Consider the following 23771-nt stretch of genomic DNA (forward strand, 5'->3'; position numbering starts at 1 on the left):
AGGGGCATGGCCGAGGTCGGGGCGCACGAGCGGGAGCTCGCCATGGAGGCGCTCGACGCCCACCGGCGTGCCGGCCGTCTCGAGCGCGCCGAGCACGCCGGCCGCTGCGCGGCCGCGTCCCGGGCGACGTCGCGGGCCCAGCTCGAGGCGCTGTTCCGCGACCTGCCCGAGCCGCACCCGGTCTACCCGACGGCGACGGCGCCGGCCCCCGCGCAGCGCCCCGCGGTCGCCGGGCCGCCCGCGGCGCCCGAGCTCCCGGAGCTCGTGGCCCCGGGCGGGGCGGCGATCGCGCGGCACGCCGGCCTGATCTCGTTGCTGACCCCGGCCGCGGCCGCGGTGCTCTTCGCCGTCAGCGGCGGGCGCTTCCCGTGGATCTTCATCCTCGTGCCGATCGTGCTCGCGGCCGTGGCGTACGTCTCCCACCGCCACGGCGGCTGAGGCGTTCGCGCTCGGCGCAATCCCCGTCACGGCGGGAACACCATGCCGGTGAGCAGGCGTTGAGCACGTCGTCCGACCGGACACCCGGCGTCGCGTGTGCGGTCCCCGCAGGCGGAAACCGATCGCCTGTCGGGGGTGGGTGTGATGCTCTTGCCACCGGTCCGTGACCGCCACGGCCCGCCGCCACGAGGGGGAACGATGACCGGCCCGTCCGGAACCGGCCAGCGCACGGACGCGCGACCGATGGTGATCATCATGACGCTGGTCGTCTCGGCCTTCGTCATGATCCTCAACGAGACCATCCTCAGCGTGGCGCTGCCGCACCTCACCGGCGACCTCGGGGTGTCGGCCACGACGGTGCAGTGGTTGACCAGCGGCTTCCTCCTGACGATGGGCGTGGTCATCCCGACCACGGGCTACATCCTCAACCGCTTCACGCCGCGACAGGTCTTCCTCGCGGCGATGACGCTGTTCAGCCTGGGCACGCTGATCTGCGCCCTGTCGCCGGGCTTCACGCTGCTGCTCGTCGGCCGCATCGTGCAGGCCACGGGCACCGCGGTGATGATCCCGCTGCTCATGACCTCGGTCATGCGCCTCATCCCGCCGGAGCGGCGCGGCGCCACGATGGGCACGATCTCGATCGTCATCGCCGTGGCCCCCGCCGTCGGCCCGACCATCGGCGGCCTCATCCTCGCCTCGCTCGACTGGCGCTGGATGTTCTGGAGCGTGCTGCCGCTGTCCGTGGCCGCGCTGCTGGTCGGCGTCGTGCTCTTCCGCCTCTCCGGCGAGACGCGTCGCACGCCGCTCGACCTGCTGTCGGTCGTCCTGTCGTTCTTCGCCTTCGGCGGCATCGTCTACGGGCTCTCGACGCTCGGGCACGGCGGCGGCGCCGTGATCCCCCCGTGGGCCGCGCTGGTCGTGGGCGCCGTCGCGCTGACCACCTTCGTCCTGCGCCAGCGGCAGCTCCAGCGCTCCGAGTCGGCGCTGCTCGACCTGCGGCCCTTCGGCCACCGGCAGTTCGTCATCGCGATCGTGCTCTCGGCCCTGCTGTTCATGTCGCTGCTGGGCGCCGGGGCGATCCTGCTGCCGATCTACCTGCAGAACGTGCTCGGCGTCAGCGCGGCGACCACGGGCCTCGCGGTGCTGCCCGGCGGCCTCGTGCTCGGGTTCATGGGTCGCCCGGTGGGCCGGCTGTTCGACCGCGTCGGCGCCCGCCCGCTCGTCATCCCGGGCGCCGTCGGGCTCGCGACGTCGATGTGGCTGCTGGCCCTGCTCGGGGCCGGGGCGGCCCTGTGGATGGTCATCGCGGTGCACATCCTGCTCATGGCGTCGCTCGGTCTCATGATGACGCCGCTGCTCACCGAGGGACTCGCGGTGCTGCCCGAGAACCTCTACTCGCACGGCAGCGCGATCCTCACCACGCTGCAGCAGGTCGCGGGCGCGGCCGGCACGGCGGGCTTCGTCACGATCGCGGCGATCGGGTCGGCGAACGCCGCCGGCACGCCCGACGCGGCGGGCCTGCGGCTCGCGTTCATGGCTGCCGGGGTCATCGGGCTGATCGCGGTCGGTGTGTCGTTCATGGTGCGCCGCAAGCCGGCGGGCGACAGCCCGTCCGAGGGCACCGACAGCACCGGTGAGCTCGCCGGCGACACCTCGTCGACGCCGGTCGCCGGGCGCTGACCAGCGGACAGCCCGTCAGGTCAGCGGCGCCGCCAGGAGGGCCACGGCCCCCAGGGTGGTGACCGCGGTGCGCACGCCGTGCGCGCGCACCCACGGGCGCTCGAAGGCCTCGCGGGCCCGGACGACGTCACCGGCGTCGGCCGGGTCCGCGTGGTCGAGGGCCGTGTTCAGCGGGATGTTCACCCCGATCGTGATCCCGATCGACGCGACCTGCAACAGCGCCCCCGCCAGCACGAGCACCACCGGCGCGCCCGCCACCAGCGCCAGCACCATCGCCGCCACGGCGACCACCGGGGCGCCGAGGAACAGCACGACGAACGCGGGCCGCACGATCACCCGGTTCACGGTCGACATGACCGACACGAGCACCGCGTCGGGCAGCCGCGCCAGCGACGGCATCACCGTCAGCGAGAACGCGAGGTAGAGCCCCGCGAGCAGGGCGGAGAGCACGCCGGCGAGCAGCGTCACCGCGGGGACCAGGGTCGTCATGGCGACGAGTCCACCGCGGGCCGACACCCTCAGCCAGTGCCGCGCGTCCGGGGTCCCTGCCCGCCCGTCCGGGCACGAGGGACGCCCCCGCTGCGTCCCACGCAGCGGGGGCGTCCCTCGCTCCTGGCCGGAGCCGCCCTCAGCCGGTCCCGAGCGCCGCGAGCCGGGGCGCGCGGGGGTCGGGCGCGGCGACGCGCAGCTTGTCGGCCTCGACGTCGGTGTCGACGGTCTGCGAGTCCCGCTCGGCCTGCACGCGCTCGATGTACGACCGCACCTCGAGGTCGCGCTGCTCGTCGGTCCAGCCCAGCAGCTCGGCCATCTGGGCGCCGACGGCCTCGGCCGAGTCGATGCCGCGGTGGGCGTACTCGATCGAGATGCGGGTGCGCCGGGTGAGGACGTCGTCGAGGTGCAGCGCGCCCTCGTAGGCCACCGCGTAGGCGATCTCCACGCGCAGGTAGTCCGACGACGCGGGCACCGGCTCGAGCAGCGAGGCGTCGTCGTCGGCCATCGCGAGCAGGCCGTGCAGCAGCGAGCCGTAGCGGTCGAGCAGGTGCCGGACGCGGTGCGGGTGCAGCCCGTGGCGCAGGCCCAGCTGCTCGGCCTGGTTGACCAGCGCGAAGTACCCGTCGGCGCCGATGAGCGGCACCCGGTCGGTCACCGACGGCGCCACGCGCGTCGGGATGTCCTCGGCCGCCGCGTCGATCGCGTCGGCGGCCATGACCCGGTAGGTCGTGTACTTGCCGCCGGCGATCGCGACGAGGCCCGGCATGACCCGGGAGACGGCGTGCTCGCGCGAGAGCTTCGAGGTCTGCTCGGACTCGCCGGCGAGCAGCGGGCGCAGGCCCGCGTACACGCCCTCGATGTCGTCGTGGCTCAGCGGCGTGACCAGCACCGAGTTGATGTGCTCGAGCAGGTAGTCGAGGTCCTGGCGTGTCGCCGCCGGGTGGGCGAGGTCGAGGTTCCACTCGGTGTCGGTGGTGCCGACGATCCAGTGGTTGCGCCACGGGATGACGAACAGCACCGACTTCTCGGTGCGCAGGATCATCCCGGTGTCCGAGGGGATCTTGTCGCGCGCGACGAGGAAGTGGACGCCCTTGGAGGCCTTGACGCGGAACCGGCCGCGGGTGCCGGCGGCGTGCTGCATCTGGTCGGTCCAGACCCCGGTGCAGTTGACGACCACCGACGCGCGGACGTCGGTCTCCCGCCCCGACTCGACGTCGCGGACGCGGACGCCGGCGACGCGGTCGACCTCGTGCAGGAAGTCGACGACCTGGGTCGAGGTGCGGACCACCGCGCCGTACTGGGCGGCCGTGCGCCCGACCATCATCGTGTGCCGCGCGTCGTCGGCCTGGGCGTCGTAGTAGCGGATCGCGCCGACCAGGGCGCTGCGCTTGAGGGCCGGCGCCATGCGCAGCGCGCCCGACCGCGTCAGCTGCTTCTGGTGGGGCAGCGAGCTCTTGCCGCCGATCGTGTCGTAGAGCGTGACGCCGGCCGTCACGTACGGACGCTCCCAGTGCTTGGTCAGCGGGTAGAGGAAGCTGACCGGCTTGATCAGGTGCGGGGCGAGACGGGTCATGTTGAGCTCGCGCTCGCGCAGGGCCTCGCGGACCAGCCCGAAGTCGAGCTGCTCGAGGTAGCGCAGGCCCCCGTGGAAGAGCTTCGACGACCGGCTCGACGTGCCGGACGCGAGGTCGCGGGCCTCGACCAGCGCCACCTTCAGTCCCCGGGTGGCCGCGTCCAGCGCCGCGCCGGTGCCGACGACCCCGCCGCCGACCACGACGACGTCGAACTGCTCCGAGGCCAGCCGGTCCCAGGCGCGCTCCCGCGCCGCCGGTCCCAGGCGGGACGGCTCGGCCGCGGCGTCCAGCGCCTCCGCCTCGGCCGCGGCGCCCGCGTCGGGTGCCACCCCCGCGTCACCCGCTCCGCGGTCCGCGGCGCCCCCTGCACTCCGTCCAGCGCCCACGTCCGATCCCCTCTCGTTCGTCCCTGTTCGTCGCGTCGTACCAGGGCTTGCCGTACGCGGGCGATCCCCAGGGCGCTCTCCACCACTCACGCTAACGCGGCAGCGCCACCCCGGGCACCGAGCACGCGGCGCGATCACCTGGGCCGTCCCGGTAGCCGGATGCCCGTGGACACGGCGCGCCACCCGCGAGATCCGCGCGGATCATGGACACACGGTGAACCACGCCACTAGCGTCGCCGATCACGCGCGCCCTGGGCCGACCCAGGACCCCGGACGAGCGTCGCAGGGGCCGGGTCGCCGCAGACGGGAGTCCTCGTGAGCGCAGGAAGCATCATCCTCTCGGAGTTCCTCGGCACCATGGTGCTGCTCCTCTTCGGTTGCGGGGTCGTGGCCAACGTGCTGCTGACCCGCACCAACGCCGACGGGGACACCGCATCGTGGGTGCTGATCACCTTTGGCTGGGGGTTCGGCGTGTTCGCCGGTGCCAGCATCGCCGACGCCTCCGGCGGCGCGATCAACCCGGCCGTCACCCTGGCCAGCGCGATCGCCGGCGGCACGCCGTGGTCGCAGGTGCCGTGGTACTTCATCGGCCAGTTCCTGGGCGCGTTCGTCGGCGCGGTCCTGGCCTGGCTCGTCTACAAGCTGCAGTTCGACGCGAGCGCGGACAACTCCGGCACGCTGAACATCTTCTCGACCAACCCGCCGATCAAGAAGCCGGTGTGGAACATGGTCACGGAGATCATCGCGACGTTCGCGCTGGTGCTGTTCCTCCTGGTCGCCCCCTACGGCAACAGCCCGGCGATCTACGCCGCCGCCGCCGCGGTCGTCATGGGTATCGGCCAGGCCCTCGGTGGTCCGACCGGCTACGCGATCAACCCGGCCCGTGACCTCGGGCCGCGCATCGCCTACGCGGTCCTGCCGATCCGCGGCAAGGGTCGTCCCGACTGGGGCTACTCGTGGGTGCCCGTCGTGGGCCCCCTGATCGGCGCCGCGCTCGCGGCGCTCGTCGCCGCCGTCGCGCCCGTCGCGGCGGGCTGACCGAACCCGGCCGGCGCCCGCTCCCGACCACCGGGGGCGGGCGCCCCACCCTGATCTCCACGTCTCCACGATCTCGCCAGGGAGCACCCGCATGACGCAGTACGTCGCCGCGATCGACCAGGGCACGACGTCGACCCGGTGCATGATCTTCGACCACTCGGGTCGGGTCGTCGCGGTCGACCAGCTCGAGCACCAGCAGATCTTCCCGAGGGCGGGGTGGGTCGAGCACGACGCCTCGGAGATCTGGGGCAACACCCGCCAGGTGTGCGGCGGGGCGCTCGCCCGCGCCGACCTCAACGCCGACCAGATCGCGGCGGTCGGCATCACCAACCAGCGCGAGACGACGGTCATCTGGGACAAGACCACCGGCGAGCCCATCCACAACGCGATCGTCTGGCAGGACACCCGCACGCAGGCGATCTGCGACGAGCTCGGCGCCCTCGGCGGCGGCGCGGAGCGCTACCGCGGCAGGACCGGCCTCCCGCTGGCCACGTACTTCGCCGGTCCGAAGGCGCGCTGGATCCTCGACAACGTCGAGGGCGCCCGCGAGCGGGCCGAGCGCGGCGAGCTCGCGTTCGGGACGATGGACACCTGGGTGCTGTGGAACGCCACCGGCGGCACGGAGGGCGGGCTGCACATCACCGACCCGACGAACGCCTCGCGCACCCTGCTCATGAACATCGACACGCTCGAGTGGGACCCGGAGCTCTGCGAGGAGATCGGCGTCCCGATGGCGATGCTGCCGGAGATCCGGTCGTCGTCGGAGAACTACGCGCCGATCCGCGCCCGCGGCACGTTCCGCGACGTCCCCGTCGCCGGCATCCTCGGCGACCAGCAGGCCGCGACGTTCGGGCAGGCGTGCCTGGACGTCGGCGAGGCCAAGAACACCTACGGCACCGGCAACTTCGTGCTGCTCAACACGGGCACGGAGAAGGTCGAGTCGAAGAACGGCCTGCTCACGACGGTCTGCTACAAGATCGGCGACGCCCCGCAGGTCTACGCGCTCGAGGGCTCGATCGCGGTCACGGGCTCGCTGGTGCAGTGGATGCGCGACAACCTCGGGATCATCGCGTCGGCTCCCGAGATCGAGGACCTCGCGAAGTCGGTGGACGACAACGGCGGCGCGTACTTCGTGCCGGCCTTCTCCGGCCTGTTCGCGCCCTACTGGCGCTCCGACGCGCGCGGCGCGATCGTCGGCCTGACCCGCTACGTCAACAAGGGCCACCTCGCCCGCGCCGTCCTCGAGGCCACGGCGTTCCAGACCCGCGAGGTCATCGACGCGATGAACGCCGACTCCGGGGTGCCCCTGACGACACTCAAGGTCGACGGCGGCATGGTCGGCAACGAGGTGCTCATGCAGTTCCAGGCCGACCTGCTCGGCGTCGACGTCATCCGGCCGGTGGTCGCCGAGACGACGGCCCTGGGCGCGGCCTACGCGGCCGGCCTCGCCGTCGGGTTCTGGGAGTCCGAGCAGGACATCCGCGACAACTGGGCCCAGGACAAGGTCTGGTCGCCGTCGATGGACCCGAGCCTGCGCGACGAGACCTACGCGCAGTGGAAGAAGGCGGTCACGCGCACGTTCGACTGGGCCTGATCACGAGAGGTCGACGGAGCCGGGACCGCGGGTCACCCGAGCGGCCGGTCCCGGCACGTCGGCGCCGACACGGGCACGCCGCGGAGCCGTTCGTCGCGACGAAGACCGTCGAGGACCACCTGCGCACCGTGTACGGGAAGCTCGCCCCGACCGGTCGCCGTGCGCCGCGGGACCGGCTGAAGAGCCGCCGGCGCCCCCTCAGTCCAGGTCGTCGTGCTGCATCAGCCGGCGGCCCGCCTCGGTCACCGACCCCGACAGCGACGGGTAGATGGAGAACGTGTGGGCGAGGTCGTCGACGGTGAGGTTGTTCTGCACCGCCATGGCCAGCGGGAGGATGAGCTCGCTGGCCACCGGGGCCACGATCACGCCGCCGATGACGACACCGGTCGCCGGCCGGCAGAAGATCTTGACGAAGCCCTCGCGGAGCCCAGACATCTTCGCCCGCGGGTTGGTGCCCAGCGGCATGATCACCTCGCGGGCGGAGAACTCGCCGTTCTCCACCTGGGCGTGGCTGATGCCGACCGTCGCCACCTCGGGGCGCGTGAACACGGCCGAGGCGACGGTCTTGAGCCGCAGCGGGGAGACGCCCTCGCCGAGCGCGTGCCACATCGCGATCCGGCCCTGCATCGCGGCCACCGAGGCCAGGGGCAGCAGGCCGGTGCAGTCACCCGCGGCGTAGACGCCCGGGACGTCGGTGCGCGAGACACGGTCCACGGTGATGTGGCCGCTGTCGGTGAGCGCGAGGCCGATGTTCTCGGCGCCGATGTCGCCGGTGTTGGGCACCGAGCCGACCGTCATCAGGGCGTGCGAGCCCTCGACCTCACGGCCGTCGTTCAGCGTCACGCGCACGCCGTCGGCGGTGGCGACGACCTTCTCCGCCCGGGACCGCGGCTCGATGCGCACCCCGCGGGCGGTGAAGACCTCCTCCAGCGTCGCCGCGGCATCGGGGTCCTCGTGCGGGAGCACCCGGTCACGGCTGGAGATCAGGGTCACCGGCACGCCCAGCTCGGCGTACGCGGACACGAACTCGGCGCCGGTGACGCCGGACCCGACGACGACGAGGTGCTCGGGCAGCGCGTCGAGGTCGTAGAGCTGGCGCCAGGTCAGGACGCGCTTGCCGTCGGGCTGGGCGTCGGGCAGCACGCGCGGCGAGGCGCCCGTGGCGACGAGCGCGACGTCGGCGGTGACCGTCTCGGTGCTGCCGTCGGGGTGTGCGATGCAGATGTCGTGGGTGGCACTGCTGCGGTCGCTCTCCTCGAACCACGCGCGGCCCTGCACGACGCGGACCCCCGCGGTCTGCAGCGTCCCGCGCACGTCCGCCGACTGCGCGAGCGCGAGGCCGTGCACCCGGCCGTTGACCCGGGGCAGGTCGACGCGCGGGTCGTCGACGTCGACACCCATCTCGTGCGTGCTGCGGAAGCCGGCGCGCACGCCGGCCGAGGCGATGAACGTCTTGGACGGCACGCAGTCGTAGGCGACGCAGTTGCCCCCCAGGCTGTCCTGCTCGACGACGGTGACGTCGGCCTCGTGCTGGGCGGCGACCAGCGCCGCCTCGTACCCCGCGGGCCCTCCGCCGAGGATGACGATGCGGGTCATGTGGTGGTTCCCTCCTGGTTCGTCACCCTCCATGGTCCACGACGAGTCGAGGACGCGGATGACGCGCGCGCACCGATCGTGTTCCGGCGACCGACGGGCCGGGTCGGGACCCGCGGGCGTCCCTCCTGGCTACCCTGTCCGCCGTGCCGCTCTACGCCGCGTACGGATCCAACATGGACCCCGCGCAGATGATGCAACGGGCGCCCCACTCGCCCATGTCGGGTACGGGCTGGCTCGAGGGCTGGCGCCTGACCTTCGGGGGCGAGGACTACGGGTGGGAGGGCGCCCTGTCCACCGTCGTCGAGGACCCCGGGTCGCGGGTCTTCGTGGTGCTGTACGACGTCAGCCCCCTCGACGTCGACCAGCTCGACCGCTGGGAGGGCGGCGAGCTCGGCATGCACAAGAAGCTCCGCCTGCGCATCCAGACGATGGACGGGCCACAGCTCGCGTGGGTCTACGTCCTCGACGCCTACGAGGGCGGCCTGCCCTCCGCGCGCTACATCGGCGTGCTCTCCGACGCCGCCGAGAGCGCCGGCGCCCCGGACGACTACGTCCGCGCGCTGCGCGAGCGCCCCTGCCGCTCGGTCGGGCCGGGGCCCGGCTCGGAGCTGTAGGGGCGCGCCGGCCGCCGGGCGCGAGATCAGGAGCACCTCGTGCGCGCGGGGGGCCCGCCCGCGGTGCACGGAGTGCTCCTGATCATCAGCCGCCGTAGCCGGCGCGGCGCAGCGCCTCGGCCATCGCGTCGTTCGTGGGCGCGGGGCGCCGGTCGCGGCCCTGACCGCCGCGGTTGCCCTGGCCCCCACGCTGGTCGCGGCCGCCCTGGCCACCCCGAGCGCCCTGCCCGCCGCGGCCGCCCTGGCCACCGCGGCCCTGGCCGCCCTGCGGTCCGCCGCCGCCCTGGCCGCGCTCGGGACGCCCGCCGCGTCCGCCACGGCCCTCGGGGCGACCCTCGGGGCGCCCCTCCTGCTCGCGACCGCCCTGGCCCTCGTCGGGACGCCCGCGACCGGGCTGGCCGCCCTGACCGCCCTGACCACCGCGGCCGTGGCCACCGCGTCCGCCGTGTCCACCCTGTCCGCCGCGCCCACCGCGCCGTCCCCCGCCCTGGCGCTCGCCCGTCTCGGTGGCCGTCGCGGCCGGAGCGGCCTCCGGCGCGCCCTCGGCCGGCGCCTCCCCGGCCGCCGAGGCCGCCGAGGCCGCCGCGCCCGCCGCGCCCTGGCCGCCCTGGCCGCCCTGGCCGCCCTGAGCGCCCTGACCGCCCTGGCCCCGACCGCCGCCGCGACCACGTCCACCCCGCCCACGTCCGCCGCGCCCGGGACGCGCGCCCTCGGGCTTGGCCTCGCCGTCGGCCGTCTCGTCCTCGTCGACGCGCAACGTCAGCGAGATGCGCTTGCGCTCCACGTCGACGTCGAGCACCCGCACCCGCACGACGTCGCCCGGCCCCACGACCGAGCGGGGGTCGGAGACGAAGTCCTTGGACATCGCCGAGATGTGCACGAGGCCGTCCTGGTGCACGCCGACGTCGACGAACGCGCCGAACGCGGCCACGTTGGTGACCTGCCCCTCGAGCACCATGCCCGGCGTCAGGTCGGTGATCTGCTCGACGCCCTCGGCGAACTCGGCGGTGGTGAACTCCGGGCGCGGGTCGCGGCCCGGCTTGTCGAGCTCGCTGATGATGTCGAGCACGGTCGGGCGCCCGACCCGCTCGTCGGTGAAGTCGTCCGGGTTCAGCTGCCCGAGCAGGGAGCTGTTGCCGACGAGCCCGTCGACGTCCGTGCCCGTCGCGTCGGCGATCCGGTGCACCACCGGGTACGACTCGGGGTGCACCGCCGAGCGGTCGAGCGGGTCGGCGGCGCCGGGGATGCGCAGGAAGCCCGCGCTCTGCTCGAACGCCTTGGCCCCGAGCCGCGGCACGGCGTGCAGGGCGTCGCGGGAGGCGAACGGGCCGTGCTCGTCGCGGTAGCCGACGATCGTCGTGGCCAGGCCGGAGCTGATGCCCGACACGCGGCGCAGCAGCGGCGCCGAGGCGGTGTTGACGTCGACGCCGACCGCGTTCACGCAGTCCTCGACGACGGCGTCCAGCGAGCGCGACAGGGCCGTGCCGGCGATGTCGTGCTGGTACTGGCCCACGCCGATCGACTTCGGGTCGATCTTCACGAGCTCGGCCAGCGGGTCCTGCAGGCGCCGCGCGATCGACACCGCGCCGCGCAACGAGACGTCGAGGTCCGGCAGCTCGGCGGAGGCCTGCTCCGACGCGGAGTACACCGACGCGCCCGCCTCGGACACCACCGCCGCGGTGAGCCCGAGGTCGGGCTCGCGGGCGATGAGGTCGCGGACCAGGGCGTGGGTCTCGCGCGAGGCCGTGCCGTTGCCGATGGCGACGAGCTCGACGCCGTGCTCTCCGGCGAGCTCACCGAGCCGCGTGCGCGAGGCCTCCCACTGCCGGCGCGGCACGTGGGGGTGGACGGTGTCGGTGGCGACGACCTTGCCGGTGCCGTCGACGACCGCGACCTTGACGCCCGTGCGCAGCCCCGGGTCGAGGCCCATCGTCGGGCGCGCGCCGGCCGGGGCGGCGAGCAGCAGGTCGCGCAGGTTGCCGGCGAACACCAGCACCGCGCCCTCCTCGGCGACCTCGCGCAGGCGCACGCGCAGGTCGACGACCAGCCGCGACAGGATGCGCGTGCGCCAGGCCCAGCGCACGGCCTCGCCCAGCCAGCGGTCGGCGGGACGCCCGCGGTCGGCGACGCCCACCGCGCTCGCGATGCGCGCGAGGTAGACCTCGCTGATCGCGGACTCGTCGTCGTCGGCGGCCAGGGGGTCGAGCGTGAGCGCCAGGACCTCCTCGGTCTCGCCGCGCAGGACCGCGAGGATCCGGTGCGAGGGCAGGCGCGTGAACTTCTCGTCGAAGGCCGCGTAGTCGGAGAACTTCGCGGCCGCCGTGTCGCCCTCGCCGCCGCGCCCCTCGCGGTAGGTGGCGGTGAGGCGCCCACGACGCCACATCTGCTCGCGCAGGTCCTCGATGAGGTCCGCGTCCTCGGCCCACCGCTCGACGAGGATCGCGCGGGCGCCCTCGAGCGCGGCGTCACGGTCGGGGACGCCGCGGTCCGGGTCGACGTAGGCGCCCGCCGCGGTGCGCGGGATGTGCGTCGGGTCGCTGACCAGGGCGTCGGCGAGCGGCTCGAGGCCCGCCTCGCGGGCGATGGCCGCCTTGGTGCGCCGCTTCGGCTTGAAGGGCAGGTAGACGTCCTCGAGGCGGCTCTTGGTCTCCGCGCCGAGGATGCGCGCCTCGAGCTCGCCGTCGAGCTTGCCCTGGGCGCGCACCGACTCGAGGACCGCCGCCCGGCGCTCCTCGAGCTCGCGCAGGTAGGTCAGGCGCTCCTCGAGCGTGCGCAGCTGGGCGTCGTCGAGACCGCCCGTCGCCTCCTTGCGGTAGCGCGCGACGAACGGGACCGTCGCCCCGCCGTCGAGCAGCTCCACCGCCGCCGCGACCCGGCCCTCCCCGACACCGAGCTCGTCGGCGATGCGGCGTGTGACCGGGGGCAGGACAGGGGCGGACACACCGCCCTCGGCCGGGGTGGAGGCGTCCGTGGCGGTCACCGTCGCATCGCTCACGCCGCCATCGTGCCCGACGGGTCCGACGACCCGCGACGAGGATCCTGTCGGGCGGGTCAGCCGCCGAGCGACTCGAGCGCCGCGTGGACGAGCGTCCGCACGCCGACGGGCAGGGCACGCTCGTCGAGGTCGAAGGTGGGCTGGTGGATGTCGGACTTGTCGCCGACGCCCGACCACACGCCGAGCCGCCCCATCGCGCCGGGCACGTGCTCGAGGTACCAGCCGAAGTCCTCGCCGCCGCTGGACTGCTCGGTGCCGACCGACGCGTCGAGCCCGTTGGCGCGCTGCGCGGCGCGGGCGAGCAGGTCGGCCGAGACGGCGTCGTTGACCACCGGCGGCACCCCGCGACGGTGCTCGAGCACGTAGCCGACGCCGGTCGGCGCGAGCAGCGCGGTGATGAGCGAGCGCACCAGCGGCTCGAGCTCGTTCCACGTCGCGTGCTCGGCGGTGCGCAGGGTGCCGGCGAGCATCCCCTGCTGGGGCACCGCGTTCGCGGCGTGGCCGGCCTGCACCGCGCCCCACACGAGCACCGTGCCCGAGCGCGGGTCGACGCGACGGGACAGCAGGTCGGGCAGGCCGGTGATGACGGTGCCGAGCGCGTGCACGAGGTCCGCGGTGAGGTGCGGGCGCGAGGTGTGCCCGCCCGGGGAGGTCAGGCGCAGCTCGAGCATGTCGCACGCCGAGGTGATGGCGCCGGTGCGCGTGCCGACCTTGCCGACCTCGAGGCGCGGGTCGCAGTGCAGCGCGAAGACACGGTCGACGCCGTCGAGGCCGTCGTTGGCGATGACGTCGAGCGCGCCGCCGGGCTGGACCTCCTCGGCCGGCTGGAAGATCAGCCGCACGCGGCCGGGCAGCGCCGGTGCCGAGGCGAGCGCGAGGCCCGCCCCGAGCAGCATCGCCGTGTGGGCGTCGTGCCCGCACATGTGCGCGACGCCCGGGATGCGCGACGAGTAGGGCGCGTCGGTCTGCTCGGTGAGCGGGAGGGCGTCGAGGTCCGCCCGCAGCGCCACGGTGCGCGGGCCCTCGCCGATGTCGCAGATCAGGCCGGTGCCGGGCAGCAGCCGCGGACGCAGCCCGGCGTCGGTGAGGATCTCGGCGCACAGCCGCGTCGTCTCGAACTCGCGGCGGGCGAGTTCGGGCCGAGCGTGGAGCGCGCGACGCCACCCGACGACGTGGTCGGCGTGCGCGGCGAGCCACCGGTCGATCCACTCCGGGCCGTTGCCGGCGCCGAGGTCGGCCACAGGGGCCGATGCGGCACGCGGCTCCGCCAGAGTCATCGAACACACCTCCTGGTGGGGACCCGTCGCGGGTCCGACTGTCCGGCCCAGCATGCCTGCGCCGGACGGCGGTTGTGGGCGATCGAGCCGGCCTCGCGCCGAGGGGTCGCGATCGCGCTGTCGGCGGCGACCCACGTCACCGCCCCGACCGATGAGCGGCCGGTCCGTGCAGGTCACCGGCGTGCGGTGCCGCTACTCGGCAGTCGCCCCCCGTCCGTCGCACGTCATGGATCCGCGGGTACCCCGGGGGCGGCCCGCCCAATGGTCGACGTTGCCATGATGGTCGGGTGAGCCCCGCACCCACCGACGCGCCCGGCCCCCGCCGGATCGTCGGGCGCTACCGCCTCGAGCACGAGCTCGGCCGCGGCGCCATGGGCACGGTGTGGTCGGCGTACGACGAGGTCCTGCACCGCCCCGTCGCGGTGAAGGAGGTGCGCCTGTCGTCGGTGCCCGTCAACGAGCGGGCCATCGTGCGCGAGCGCACCCTGCGCGAGGCGCGGGCGACGGCGATGCTGAGCCACCCCAACGTCGTCACCCTCTACGACGTCGTCGAGGTCGCCTCCGAGCCCTACGTCGTCATGGAGCTGCTGCCCTCGCGCAGCCTCGCGAGCTACATCGGCGACCGGGGGCGGCTGACCCAGCCCGAGGCCGCGGAGATCGGGTCGGCGGTCGCCTCGGCGCTGATCACCGCCCACCGCGCGGGCATCACCCACCGCGACGTCAAGCCCGGCAACGTCCTCATCGGCGAGAACGGGCAGATCAAGCTCACCGACTTCGGCATCGCGCGCAACGCCGCCGAGCAGTCGATGACGCAGACCGGCACGGTGCTCGGCTCGCCGCCCTACATCGCGCCCGAGGTGGCCATGGGCCGCGCCGTCGGCCCCGCCGCCGACCTCTGGGGCCTCGGCGCCACCCTCTTCGCCTGTCTCGAGGGACGCCCGCCGTACGACGCGGGCGACCCGGTGGGCACGGTCACGGAGGTCGTGCACGGCGAGGTGCCGGTGCCGTCGGGACGCGGTCCGGTGATCGACGTGATCCGCGGGCTCATGGTCAAGGACCCGGCGCTGCGCATGCCGCTCGCCGCCGTGCGCCGGCGGCTGCGCCCGCTGCTCTCGGATCCCGAGGGCCCGGTGCTCGCGACGTCCTCCGCCCCCCGCACCGCGGCGATCCGCGTGCCGCGCCCCGGCCCGGGCAGCGACCAGGCGGGCCTCATCCCCGTCTCCACCACCCGCGGGCCGGCCGGGACGCTGGTCGAGGGCTCCCCCGACGCGCCCGAGCCGCCCCGCCCGCGCCCGTCGCCCGGTCCCCGGACCGGTCCCGAGACCCCGGCCGCCGTGAGCGGCGAGACGCCCGCGGCGAAGGCCGCTCCCCCGGCCCCCGCCTCGACCTCGACCTCGACCGAGGCGCCGTCCGGCGAGTCGCCGGCGGCGGACGGCGCGGAGGAGAAGGACCGGGTCGTCGCGGGCGAGGGTGCCGAGGGGAAGGTCACCGACGCTGCCGACGTGCCGGCGGCCGAACAGACCGCGGCCGAGGACGCGCCGGCCGCGTCGACCGATGGCGCCGACGGTGTCGCGGCCGCGGCGGGTGTGACGGCCGGCGCGGAGGAGGCCGATGCCGAGGAGGCCGACGCCGAGGAGGCCGACGCCGAGGCTCCCGCCGCCGACGACGCCACCACGCCGGACCCGGCCTCCGCCGCTGCGGATCCGGGCGCGGCCCCGGGGAGCGCGGCGGAGCCCACCGTGCCGTCTGCCGAGCCGGAGGCGACGGCGCCCGAGGCCGGCTCCCCGGACGCGGCGTCCGGCACCCCGGCGGCCGACGCGGAGTCCGCCGACGAGAAGGACGTGGCCGCCGGCGAGGACCCCGTGGGCGAGGGCACGCCGGCGAAGGCCGCCGGTGGGGCTGCCGCTGGTGCCGCCGTGGCCGTCGGCGCGGCCGCCGCGGCGGGCACCGGCAAGGCCGACGGCGGAGCCGCTGAGGAGGCCTCAGGTGCGGCCGCGCCGCAGGCCGAGTCCGCGGCGACGCCGGGCGCCACGGCGGCGGCGAAGACTGGCGCGAAGCCCGCGGCGACATCCGGCGGGGAGCCCGACGCGGAGTCTGCGGCCGCCTCCGACGTCGAGTCGGAGGCGTCCACCAGCACGGACACCCCCGACACCGCGAAGCCCGACACCGCGAAACCCGCCACCACGAAACCCGCCACCACGAAACCCGCCACCACGAAGCCCGCCACCGCGGAGCCTGACGCTGCCGAGCCCGAGGCCGCGAAGCCCGAGGAGGCGGCCGGAGGCGGGACGGGCGCGTCCGGCACGGAGGACGCCGACAGCGGCGCGCCCGCCGAGGACGCCCAGGCCGAGGACTCCCCCGCCGAGGACGCCCCCGCCGAGCCGGACGGGGGCGCCGCCGCCGAGGACGCCCCGGACAAGGACACCCCACCCGAGGACACCCCGACCGAGGACGCCCCCGACGAGGACGGGCCCGGCACCGGCTCGTCCGGCACCGCGTCGAACGGCAGCGGCGACACCGGCACCAGCACCGGCAGCAGCGGCGGCGGGAGCAACGGACGCAGCCCGCGACCGACGGCGTCGCGCCCGCCGTCACCGCCGGCGGACGCCGAGACGACGATGGTGGGGCCGCGGGTGGCGGCGTCCGAGGACGTCACGCGCACCGTGCGACGCCCACCCCCGCCGCCGCGTGCCGCCGCGCCACCCGCCGGTCGGTGGACGCCCCCGGGCGGCGCCCCGGCGGCCGGCTGGCGACCCGCCCCGCCCCGCCCGGCGACGCCGGGACTGGGCACGTCGGGCCAGGTCGCGCAGCCGCTGGCGGCGGACCCCGGTCCCCTGCCGTTCGCGCCGACCCAACGGCCGGCGCCGCCGAAGCGCTCGCCGTGGGTCGTGGCCGCGGTGGTGGCGCTGCTGGTGCTGATGGCGGCGCTCGGCGCGGTCGGCGCCTACGCGCTCACCCGCTCGCTCGCGGGTCAGGGCCCGCTCACGGCGTCGCTCACCCCGGCGGGCCCGGAGGTGGCGGGCACGGTGCTCATCGCGCACGCCGACACCGACGAGCGCTACAGCGGTACCGGCCTGGGCTTCAGCGCGCTCGTCCCGGCCGGCTGGCAGCAGTTCCGGCTCGAGCAGGCAGGCGGGGACATCGCCGTGCGCTTCGTCTCGCCGGACGCGAGCCGGGAGCTGCGGGTCGACCGGGTCGCGGGCTTCTACCCGTCGCAGCGCGCCGCGGACTACCTCGCGCTGCTCGCCCGTCCGGCGAGCCTCGGCGTGGACGGCAGCTCGGTCGGCCCCGTGGAGACGGTCGGCGCGGGCGCGCCCGGTGCGGAGCCGCCGCAGCAGACCGTCTACCGCACCACCTCCGGCGCCGACGACCGCACGACCTGGACGCGGCTGGTGCCGTCCGGCACCGACCTGTGGGTGGTACGCCTGACCGCGCCGAGCACCGACCCCGTCGGCGCCCCGGAGCAGTTCCGCGCCATCGCCGACAGCTTCGCCGTCCCCCCACCCGAGGCGGCCCCCCGGTGACCGTCGTCGAACCGCCCTTCTCCCCGCCGCCGACCCCCGAGGCCGCGGCCGCGGAGCTCGCCAAGCGCACCGGGGCCCTCACCCACGACGTCGCCGTCGTGCTGGGCTCGGGTTGGCGTCCCGCGGCCGACGCGTTCGGGGAGCCGGCGGCCGAGGTGCCCGTCGCCGATCTGCCCGGCTTCACCCCGCCCGGCGCCCCCGACCACGCGGGGGTGGCGCGGTCGGTGGAGGTCGCGGGCCACCGTGTCCTCGTCCTGCTCGGGCGCATCCACCTCTACGAGGGGTACGGGCCGGCGCAGGTCGTGCACCCCGTGCGCACGGCCCGCGCGGCGGGCGCCCGCACGATCGTGCTGACGAACGCGGCGGGCGGGATCGACCCGTCGTACGGGGTCGGTCAGGCGGTGCTGGTCAGCGACCACCTCAACCTGACCGCCACCTCGCCGCTGGCCGGCCCCGACTTCGTCGACCTCACCGACGCCTACGACCCCGGCCTGCGGGCCCTCGCCCGCACGATCGACCCCGACCTGCCCGAGGGCGTCTACGCCGGTCTGCGCGGCCCCCACTTCGAGACCCCCGCCGAGATCCGCATGCTGCGCACGATGGGCGCCGACCTCGTGGGCATGTCGACCGTGCTCGAGACGATCGCCGCGCGGGCGCTGGGGGCGCGGGTGGCGGGGGTGGCGCTGGTCAGCAACCCGGCCGCGGGCACCACCGACGCGCCGATCGACCACCTGTCGGTCATCGAGGCCGTGCACGCCTCCGCGGCGCGCACCGGCGCGCTGCTGCGACGTCTCGTCGAGGCCGCGCTGGAGACCCAGGAGACGCCGGGGTCGTGACGCGCCTGCTGGTGGTGCACCACACCCCGTCGCCGGCCCTGCACGAGCTGCTGGCGGCCGTGCTCGACGGGGCGGGCACCGACGAGATCGAGGGCGACGTCGAGGTGCTCAGCCGGCCGGCGCTCACCGCGGGTGCGGCCGACGCGCTGGCCTGCGACGGGATCGTGCTCGGCACGCCGGCCAACATCGGCACGATGTCGGGCGCGCTCAAGCACTTCTTCGACCAGGTGTACTACCCCTGCCTCGACCAGACCGCCGGCCGCCCGTTCGGGCTGTACGTGCACGGCGGGTCGGACACCGCGGGCGCCGTGCGCGACGTCCTGAAGATCACGGGCGCGCTCGGGTGGGAGCAGGCGGCGGAGGTCGTCACCTCGACGGGGGAGATCGGCGCCGCCGAGCGCGAGGCCGCGTGGGAGCTCGGGGCGACGGTCGCGCTGCAGGCGGTGGAGCGGACGGGGAGCTCGTCCCCCTAGGAGCGACGATTCCAGGGGAGCACGCCGATAGGCCGTTCGCTGTGGGAGGAAGCCCCGCGGGGTCCGGCGCGTTGGGCGGGGCATGACATCGCGAGTGGTGCAGTACCGCCGCTTCGGCGGACCCGAGGTCCTCGAGGTCACCGAGCGCGAGGACCCGGAGCCCGGCGAGGGCCAGGTCCGCCTGCGGGTCCGCGCTGCGGCGGTGAACCCGCTGGACTGGAAGCTGCGGTCGGGGGCCATGGCGCGCGGGGACGCGCCCGCCGAGCCCAAGGTGCCCGGGTTCGACGTGGCCGGGGTCGTGGACGCGGTCGGTGACGGCGTGGTCGACCTGGCCGTCGGCGACGAGGTGGTCGGCAAGGCGACCGGCGGCGCCTACGGCGAGACGGCGCTGGCCGCGGCCAAGGCGCTCACCCGCAAGCCCGCCGAGGTGTCCTGGGAGGTCGCGGCGTCGGTGCCCACGGGGGCCACGACCGCGGCCCGCGCGCTCGCCCTGCTCGGGCTGGGCGAGGGCGACCACACCGGCACGACGCTGGTCGTCGACGGCGCGTCGGGCGGGGTCGGCGTCTACGCGGTGCAGTTCGCCGTCGCGCGCGGCGTGACCGTCATCGGCACCGCGAGCGAGACCCACCAGGACGACGTCCGTGCGCTCGGCGCGACCCCGGTCGTCTACGGCGAGGGCGTCGCCGACCGCATCCGGGAGGTCGCGCCGCAGGGCGTCGACCGCGCCTTCGACACGTCGGGCAAGGGCGCGCTGCGCGACCTCGTCGCCCTCACCGGCTCCCCCGACAAGGCCGTGACGATCGCCGACTACGCGGGCGCGCAGGAGCTCGGGGTGACCTTCACCTCCGGCGGCGACGCCGACACCGAGCGCGCCGTGCTCGCCGACGCGCTCGCCCGCGTCGCCGACGGGCGGCTGCGCACCCCCGCCGTCGTCACCTACCCGCTCGACCAGGCCGGGAAGGCGCAGGACGACAACCAGTACGGGCGCGTGTCGGGGAAGCTCGTCCTGCTGCCGTGACGCCCGTGGGCGGCTACCCGCGGGCCCGCAGCGCCGCCTCGTAGAGCGCGTTCGCCGAGACGCCGTGGGCCGCGGCCACCTCGCGCGCGGCGTCCTTGAGACGACGCCCGTCGGCCGCGAGCCCGAGGACCTCCGCGGCGAGATCCTCGGGCTCCGGCGTCACGGGCGCCGCCGGGCCCAGCACCACGGTGATCTCGCCCAGGATGTCGCGCTCCCCCGCCCACGCCGCGAGCTCGGCGAGGGTGCCGCGCACGACCTCCTCGTGGGTCTTGGTCAGCTCGCGGCAGACCGCGCCGCGCCGCTCGCCCCCGAGCTCGGCCACCGCCACCGCGAGCAGGCCGGCCAGCCGCCGCGGCGACTCGAAGAAGACGACGGTGCGGGGCTCGGTCGCGAGCTCGCGGAACCACGTCCGGCGCTTGCCGTCGGCCCGGGGGGCGAAGCCCTCGAAGCAGAACCGGTCGGTGGGCAGCCCGGACACCGCCAGCGCCGCCAGCACCGCGGACGGGCCCGGCAGGCAGCGCACCGCGAGGTCCTCGGCGAGGCACGCGGCGACGGCGCGGTAGCCGGGGTCGGACACGCTCGGCATGCCGCCGTCGGTGACGAGCAGCACGGTCTCGCCGCGCCGGACCGCGTCCACCAGCCCTGGGGTCCGCGCCACCTCGTTGTCCTCGCGGAACGTCACGACCCGCCCCGCGACCTCGACGCCCAGGTCGGCGGCCAGGCGCGCCAGCCGTCGGGTGTCCTCGGCGGCCACGACGTCGGCCGTCGCCAGGGCGTCGCGCAGGCGGGCGGAGGCGTCGGCCGGGTCGCCGAGCGGGACACCACCCAGCAGGAGCACCCCGTCCGACCCCGTCGCCATCGCCGCAACCCTACGATCGGTCCCCGTGACGGCCCCGAGCACCATCGCGCGCCCGGCCCCGCCGGCCCCGCGCCCGGCGCCGCAGGACGCCCCGGCCGTCGCGCAGCTCCTCGGGCGTCCCATGCCCACCGACCGCGTGCGTGGCTGGGTCGTCGCGCTGGTCCTCACGGTGATCGGCGGTGTCGTCCGGTTCTGGGACCTCGGGTGGCCCACCGACCAGGGCACACCGATCTTCGACGAGAAGCACTACGTGCCCCAGGCGTGGCAGGTGCTGCGCAACGGCGGCTACGAGGACAACCCGGGCTACGAGCTCGTCGTCCACCCGCCGCTGTCGAAGCAGCTCATGGCCGTCGGACAGTGGATCTTCGGGTACGACCCGGTCGGCTGGCGGGCGGCGTCCGCGCTCGCCGGGACGCTGTGCATCCTCGTCATCGTCCGGGTCGCGCGGCGGATGACACGGTCGACCCTGCTCGGCGGGCTCGCCGGCGTGCTGCTCATCGCCGACGGCGTCAGCCACGTCTCCGCGCGCGTCGGGATGATCGACGTCTTCCCGGCCTTGTTCGTGCTGCTCGCGTTCGCCGCGCTGCTGGTCGACCGCGACGACGTGCGCGCCCGCCTCGCCGTCGTCGTCGCCGAGGGGCGGATCGCGGACACGCTGTACGGGCCGCGGCTGGGCGTGCGCTGGTGGCGGCTCGCCGCCGGCGCCTGCCTCGGGCTGTCGCTCGCGGCGAAGTGGTCGGGGCTCTACTACATCGTCTTCTTCGGCGCCCTGCTGCTCGGGTTCGACGCCGCCGCCCGTCGCGCCGCCGGCGTCGCGCGGCCGTTCCTCGGGACGCTCGTGCGCGACGTCGCGCCCGCGGCGTGGGCGTTCCTCGCCGTGCCGGTGCTCTGTTACCTCGCGAGCTGGCTGCCCTGGATCGCCAGCGAGACGGGCACCGACCGCCACGCCGTCGGCCAGCAGATCCCCGTCGGCGGGCCGCTGGGCTTCCTGCCCGACTGGCTGCAGGGCCTGGCGTACTACAGCACCAAGGTCCTCGAGTTCCACGCCACGCTCGACACGCCGCGGGGGTCGCCGCACCCGTGGGAGTCGAAGCCGTGGAGCTGGCCGATGGGCCTGCGCCCGATGCTCTACTACTACGAGTCGGGCACCGGCGACCTCGGCTGCGGGTCGCCGTCGTGCGTGTCCGCGGTGATGCTCATCGGCACCCCGGCGCTGTGGTGGATCTCCCTGCCCGTCCTCGGGTGGTCGATCTGGCGGGTCGCGACGGCCTTCGACTGGCGTCACGCCGCCGTGCTCGTCGGCTACGGGGCGGGTTTCCTGCCCTGGTTCACCAACCTCGACCGGCAGATGTACTTCTTCTACATGACGCCGGTCGCGCCGTTCCTCGTGCTGGCGGTCGTGCTGGCGCTCGGCGAGTTCCTCGGCCGCCGCGAGCAGGGCCTGGAACGCCGGCGCACCGGCACCCTCGTCGTCGGTGTCTACACCGGCTTCGTCGTCGCGAACTTCGCGTGGCTCTGGCCGATCCTGGTGGGGACGTGGATCACCGCCGACCGTTGGAACGCGGAGCTCTGGCTGCCGTCCTGGCGCTGACGCCGCCGGTTCCACGCACAGCCTCGACACCGGCGCGGCAAGACATCCCGTGCCACGGCCGTGGCTGAGACCGTCTCAGCAACCTGGGCGGGAGTGTCGGGGGTCGGGGCTAGGTTCGAACACGTGAGCGAACGGGTGGGTGTGGCCGGGCGGGTGCTGCTCGAGCGTGCCCGGGCGCGGATGGTCGCGCTGCGCGCCGAGCAGTTCCGGTTGTTGGAGGACATCGCCGCGCTCGAGGCCGCCGGGGTCGCCGAGCAGACGGGGGATCGGGGGACTTCCCGGCTGGTGGGCGACCTGTGGCACGTGGACGCCCACGACGCCAAGCGGTGGTGCGACGAGGCCGCCGACCTCACCGCGAGGGTGTCGTTGCTGGGGGAGTCGTTGCCGCCGCGGCTGGCGGCCACGGCCACCGTCGCGGCGGCGGGGGAGATCGGGCCGGGGCACGTGGCGGTGATCCCGCCGCACGATGGCGCGCCTGGAGCGGGTGGACAGCGTGAGCGTCGAGCAGTGGGGCCAGGCGGAGGCCACGTTGGCCGAGCAGGCCACGTGGCTGGCCCCGCGCCAGCTCGCCAAGGCCGCCGACGCGTTGCTGGCGCGGCTGGACCCCGACGGGGTGGCCCCTTCCGATGGGGAGGACTGTCGCGATGAGTTGGTGTGGGTGCGGCGGCGCCGGGACGGGTCGTTGGCGTTCAAGGGCCGGTTGCACGATCCGCTCGATGCCGAGGCGTTCTGCGAGGTGATCGACGGGCTGTCCGAGCCGTGCGGGCCCGACGACCGGCGCGAGCTCGGGCGGCGGCGGGCCGACGGGCTCAAGGACCTGGTCCAGGACGCCCGCCGCCCCGGCGGCCTGGCCACCCACCCCGACACCGACACCGACACCCACACCGACACCGACACCGACACCGACGGACCCGACCCCGACACCGGCGAGGCCGGCGAGGCCGGCGAGGCCGGGCCCAGCGGGACCGCGGCCGAGGAGGATGCGCTGATTCCCGCGCCGCGCCGCCCCGAGCAGCGCCCGACGCCCGCACGCCCGTCCGGGTCGACGGGCGTCGAGCGGGCGGGGCGGGCGTTGCTGACGATCACGATGGACCACCGGTGGCTGCGCGCGGCCGTCGGTCACGCCACCCTGGACTCCGGGCAGCGGGTCGCCGCGGCCACGGTGCGCCGCTGGGCCTGCGATGCCGAGGTCGTGCCCGTGGTGCTCGGCTCGCGCGCCGAGCCCCTCGACGTCGGGCGGGCCACCCGCACCGTGCCCGACGCCCTGCGCCGCGCGCTGAACCTGCGCGACGGCGGCTGCGCCCACCCCGGCTGCGACCGCCGGCCCCGCCGCTGCCACGCCCACCACATCCACCACTGGGGCCAGGGCGGCGACACCTGCCTGGCCAACCTGGTGCTGCTCTGCCGCTACCACCACCGGCTCATCCACCACGGCCAGTGGCAGGTCACCATCGTCGACGGGCTGCCCTGGTTCACCCCACCACCCTGGATCGACCCCGACCAACGACCCCGACCCGGCGGCCGACCCCGCGTCCCCCTCTGAGGCAGTTCCGAGCGCCGGGGGTGGGGAGTCGACCGAGGTGGCGCGACCTTCGCGGACGTGCCGTGAGCGGCACCGCTCTCCAACCCCGGAGACGACGAACGCCCGGGCCGATCGGCCCGGGCGTCGCGGTGAGGAGTGGAGCTGAGGGGAATCGAACCCCTGACCTACTCGATGCGAACGAGTCGCGCTACCAACTGCGCCACAGCCCCTGGTGCGACGCCAACTCTAGCAACGCCGCGGATC

The 23771-nt window shown here is 75.3% G+C and carries 16 protein-coding genes, 1 tRNA gene and 2 pseudogenes; 12 read left to right on the plus strand and 7 right to left on the minus strand.

The window, feature by feature from the left end; genetic code table 11:
• Positions 1–6: 6 nt before the first annotated feature.
• Positions 7–438 (plus strand): DUF1707 domain-containing protein, encoded by a 432-nt coding sequence (locus PGB27_RS00555; protein ID WP_274198382.1) that lies wholly within the window; start codon positions 7–9, stop codon positions 436–438.
• 198 nt (positions 439–636) lie between these two features.
• On the plus strand, positions 637–2118 hold the full coding sequence (locus tag PGB27_RS00560) for an MDR family MFS transporter (RefSeq protein ID WP_274198383.1): 1482 nt from the start codon (positions 637–639) through the stop codon (positions 2116–2118).
• A gap of 15 nt (positions 2119–2133) precedes the next feature.
• On the opposite strand, the gene PGB27_RS00565 is transcribed toward PGB27_RS00560, so the two are convergent.
• The gene (locus PGB27_RS00565; RefSeq protein WP_274198384.1) at positions 2134–2607 is read right to left on the minus strand and encodes an anthrone oxygenase family protein; all 474 of its coding nucleotides are present in this window, start codon (positions 2605–2607) and stop codon (positions 2134–2136) included.
• 139 nt (positions 2608–2746) lie between these two features.
• A complete protein-coding gene (locus PGB27_RS00570; RefSeq protein ID WP_274198977.1) occupies positions 2747–4474 on the minus strand; it encodes a glycerol-3-phosphate dehydrogenase/oxidase in 1728 nt (575 codons plus the stop codon).
• Positions 4475–4885: 411 nt separating this feature from the next.
• Between PGB27_RS00570 and PGB27_RS00575 the strand changes: the two genes are divergently transcribed.
• Both PGB27_RS00575 and glpK read left to right on the plus strand, forming a co-directional pair.
• The gene (locus tag PGB27_RS00575) at positions 4886–5608 is read left to right on the plus strand and encodes an MIP/aquaporin family protein (RefSeq protein ID WP_274198385.1); all 723 of its coding nucleotides are present in this window, start codon (positions 4886–4888) and stop codon (positions 5606–5608) included.
• A gap of 91 nt (positions 5609–5699) precedes the next feature.
• On the plus strand, positions 5700–7202 hold the full coding sequence (gene glpK, locus PGB27_RS00580) for a glycerol kinase GlpK (RefSeq protein ID WP_274198386.1): 1503 nt from the start codon (positions 5700–5702) through the stop codon (positions 7200–7202).
• Positions 7203–7400: 198 nt separating this feature from the next.
• On the opposite strand, the gene PGB27_RS00585 is transcribed toward glpK, so the two are convergent.
• Positions 7401–8798: an NAD(P)H-quinone dehydrogenase gene (locus PGB27_RS00585; RefSeq protein ID WP_274198387.1), complete on the minus strand. Its 1398-nt coding sequence runs from the start codon at positions 8796–8798 to the stop codon at positions 7401–7403.
• A gap of 143 nt (positions 8799–8941) precedes the next feature.
• On the opposite strand from PGB27_RS00585, the gene PGB27_RS00590 reads away from it, so the two are divergent.
• Positions 8942–9412 (plus strand): gamma-glutamylcyclotransferase, encoded by a 471-nt coding sequence (locus tag PGB27_RS00590; protein ID WP_274198388.1) that lies wholly within the window; start codon positions 8942–8944, stop codon positions 9410–9412.
• A 556-nt stretch (positions 9413–9968) separates the two neighbouring features.
• Here the strand turns inward: PGB27_RS00590 and PGB27_RS00595 are convergent.
• A pseudogene (locus tag PGB27_RS00595) lies at positions 9969–12353 on the minus strand (Tex family protein); the annotation flags it as partial.
• 110 nt (positions 12354–12463) lie between these two features.
• Positions 12464–13684: an amidohydrolase gene (locus PGB27_RS00600; RefSeq protein WP_274198389.1), complete on the minus strand. Its 1221-nt coding sequence runs from the start codon at positions 13682–13684 to the stop codon at positions 12464–12466.
• Between the two features lie 287 nt (positions 13685–13971).
• Between PGB27_RS00600 and PGB27_RS00605 the strand changes: the two genes are divergently transcribed.
• From PGB27_RS00605 to PGB27_RS00620, 4 genes are all read left to right on the plus strand, one after another.
• Positions 13972–17208 carry a serine/threonine-protein kinase gene (locus tag PGB27_RS00605; RefSeq protein ID WP_274198390.1) on the plus strand — a complete coding sequence of 1079 codons (3237 nt, stop codon included), beginning with the start codon at positions 13972–13974 and terminating at the stop codon, positions 17206–17208.
• Complete coding sequence (locus PGB27_RS00610) at positions 17205–18044, plus strand: purine-nucleoside phosphorylase (protein WP_274198391.1); 840 nt, start codon at positions 17205–17207, stop codon at positions 18042–18044. The genes PGB27_RS00605 and PGB27_RS00610 overlap by 4 nt, the downstream gene beginning before the upstream one ends.
• Positions 18041–18517 (plus strand): flavodoxin family protein, encoded by a 477-nt coding sequence (locus PGB27_RS00615; RefSeq protein WP_274198392.1) that lies wholly within the window; start codon positions 18041–18043, stop codon positions 18515–18517. The genes PGB27_RS00610 and PGB27_RS00615 overlap by 4 nt, the downstream gene beginning before the upstream one ends.
• An 82-nt stretch (positions 18518–18599) precedes the next feature.
• Positions 18600–19535 carry an NADP-dependent oxidoreductase gene (locus PGB27_RS00620; protein ID WP_274198393.1) on the plus strand — a complete coding sequence of 312 codons (936 nt, stop codon included), beginning with the start codon at positions 18600–18602 and terminating at the stop codon, positions 19533–19535.
• A 13-nt stretch (positions 19536–19548) separates the two neighbouring features.
• On the opposite strand, the gene rsmI is transcribed toward PGB27_RS00620, so the two are convergent.
• Entirely contained in the window at positions 19549–20394 is an 846-nt protein-coding gene (rsmI, locus tag PGB27_RS00625) for a 16S rRNA (cytidine(1402)-2'-O)-methyltransferase (RefSeq protein ID WP_274198394.1), read from the minus strand.
• Positions 20395–20419: 25 nt separating this feature from the next.
• On the opposite strand from rsmI, the gene PGB27_RS00630 reads away from it, so the two are divergent.
• The 3 genes and pseudogenes from PGB27_RS00630 (at position 20420) to PGB27_RS00635 (ending at position 23528) form a co-directional block, all read left to right on the plus strand.
• Positions 20420–21985 (plus strand): dolichyl-phosphate-mannose--protein mannosyltransferase, encoded by a 1566-nt coding sequence (locus tag PGB27_RS00630; RefSeq protein ID WP_408629985.1) that lies wholly within the window; start codon positions 20420–20422, stop codon positions 21983–21985.
• Between the two features lie 153 nt (positions 21986–22138).
• Positions 22139–22429 (plus strand): annotated as a pseudogene (locus PGB27_RS29390) (hypothetical protein); the annotation flags it as partial.
• Between the two features lie 22 nt (positions 22430–22451).
• Positions 22452–23528, plus strand: a complete 1077-nt coding sequence (locus PGB27_RS00635) for an HNH endonuclease signature motif containing protein (RefSeq protein WP_274198395.1) — start codon at positions 22452–22454, stop codon at positions 23526–23528.
• A gap of 136 nt (positions 23529–23664) precedes the next feature.
• Here PGB27_RS00635 and PGB27_RS00640 read toward each other — a convergent pair.
• A tRNA-Ala gene (locus tag PGB27_RS00640) sits at positions 23665–23737 on the minus strand.
• Positions 23738–23771: the final 34 nt, after the last annotated feature.

This window comes from Actinomycetospora lemnae (assembly GCF_028737315.1).
In the GTDB taxonomy this organism is placed as follows: Bacteria; Actinomycetota; Actinomycetes; order Mycobacteriales; family Pseudonocardiaceae; genus Actinomycetospora; species Actinomycetospora lemnae.